Source organism: Nocardia wallacei (genome assembly GCF_029869545.1).
In the GTDB taxonomy this organism is placed as follows: domain Bacteria; phylum Actinomycetota; class Actinomycetes; order Mycobacteriales; family Mycobacteriaceae; genus Nocardia; species Nocardia wallacei_A.
On record NZ_JARWQD010000066.1, the window covers coordinates 1 to 2,222 of the forward strand.

Here is a 2,222-nt window from a genome sequence, read left to right on the forward strand (position 1 = left end):
GGTTTATCGCGGCCTGCCGCGCCGCATCCAGCGCGGTGTCGCGGGCGTGGGCCCGCGGGGGGGCGGGGGGGACACCCCCCCCCCCCCCCCCCCCCCCGCCCACCCCCCCCCCCCACACCCCCCTCTCCCCCCCCCCCCCCCCCCCCGGGGGGCCCCTGTCTCGTCCGAGGGGCGCTCCATCCCTCGTTCCCGGCACGCTTTTGGCCGGGATCCTGCCTTCGCACGACTGCGCTTTGTTGCGAGCAATGTGCTGTGCTTGCAGATGCATAGAACATGGTGGGGGAGTGGGACGTTCGTACCGAGAACGGCCGTCGATCGCGCTCTCGTTGCCGGAGTGCCGGATTCGCGAGGTTTCGCGGCCGATCCCGTTCTGCCGCCTGTTTGCGGCAATGTCGCTGCAAATCTGAGATCCGCAAAATGAATCACCCAAATTTGGTGGTGCGCAGGCCCATTCGGACGGCGTGTCCTAGTCAAACGGTCTGTTTCCAGCGTGGTTTACGCTCCAAATCCTGGTTTAGGTGGAATTACACGCGCGTTGTTTAAACGGACCATTCCGTCCCTGGCAAACCTCACCTACACTCGATTCACATCGGCTGCTGTCGAGTGCCCGCAGCACCTCACTCGTTCGCGCGGCCCGTGCTCGAATGCGAAATGGGGTTGTGAGACACATGGATTCGCGGACCGTCGCATTGATCAGAACGACGTTCAAGGCGGTTGCTGCGGAGGAGGGTGGACCGGAGAAGCTGGCCCGATCGTTCTATGCCATCTTGTTCACCGAGCATCCGCACGTTCGCGATTTCTTCCCCGCCGCCCTCGACGCGCAGCGCGACCGCCTGGTGCGGGCCATCGCCTACACGGTGGACCGGCTCGAGGAGCCCGATCGGCTGCTGCCCTTTCTGGCCCAGCTCGGGCGCGACCATCGCAAATACGGTGTGACCGCCGAACACTATGCGGCCGTGGGGAAGTCGCTGCAGACGGCGCTGTGCGCCCACGCCGGAACCGAACTGTGGACCGACGAGGTGGAGCGAGCGTGGAACGAGGGCATCGGCGTCATCGCCGAGACCATGATCGGCGCCGCCGAAGGCGAGGACACGCCGCCGTACTGGACCGGAACCGTGATCGAGCATCGCGAGGTGCTGCAGAATCTGGCGATCGTGCGGCTGCGGCTGGACCAGCCGATGCGATACGCGGCCGGTCAGTACCTGAGCGTGCAGATTCCGTCCCGGCCGCGGATGTGGCGGTATCTGTCACCGGCCGTGCCCGCGAACGACCAGGGGGAGATCGAGTTTCACGTCCGCGGCGTCACCGGTGGCTGGGTCAGTCCCTCGATGGTCGGGCACACGATGGTGGGGGACCAGTGGCTGCTGGGGTCGCCGCTCGGCGGGCTCGGCATTCTCCGCAATACCCGGCGCAAGATGCTGATGGTCGGCTGCGGTACCGGCATCGCCCCGCTGCGCGCCCAGCTCATGGCCATGACGCGGCGCCGCTCCAACCCCAGGGTGCAGCTGTTCGTGGGCGGTCACCACCCGTGCGACCTCTACGACCTGCAGACCCTGAGCGACCTCGCCGTCGCCAACAAGTGGCTCACCGTCACCCCGGTCGTCGAGAACAGCGAAAACCCGTGGTGGTTCTACGATTCCGATGGCCACGCGCGGGAATTTCCTGGACTGGAGCCACGCCGCGTCGGCCAGATCGGCAAGGTGGTCGCCGCCGACGGCCCCTGGCACGACCGCGACGTACAGATCGTCGGATCCCCGAGCATGGTGCAAACCACCAAGTTCCGCCTCATGGCGGCGGGCACCCCCACCAAGAACATCCGCCACGACCCACTGTTCTAGCGCCATCCCCACGCCCGCTGTCCCAGCGTCATCCCGTCCCGGCGGTTGCGGCGCCATCCAGCATCCCGGCGGCTGCAGTGCCATCCCGTATCCCCAGTGATTGCGGCACCATCCAGCATCCCCGCGGCTCCAGCGCCATCTCGTATCCCCGGCGCTGCAGTGCCATCTCGTATCCCCAGTGGTTGCGGCGCCATCCAGCATCCCCGCGGTTGCGGCGCCATCTCGTATCCCCGGCGGTTGCGGCGCCATCCAATATCCCCGGGGGGGGGGGGGGGGGGGGGGGGGGGGGGGGGGGGGGGGGGGGGGGGGGGGGGGGGGGGGGGGGGGGGGGGGGGGGGGGGGGGGGGGGGGGGGGGGGGGGGGGGGGGGGGGGGGGGGGGGGGG

The 2,222-nt window shown here is 68.9% G+C and carries 1 protein-coding gene; it reads left to right on the plus strand.

Translation table 11 applies throughout. The features are described 5' to 3' along the window. Window positions 1-668: 668 nt before the first annotated feature. Entirely contained in the window at window positions 669-1,838 is a 1,170-nt protein-coding gene (locus QH290_RS03740) for a globin domain-containing protein (protein WP_280267098.1), read from the plus strand. The last annotated feature ends 384 nt before the right edge of the window (window positions 1,839-2,222 follow it).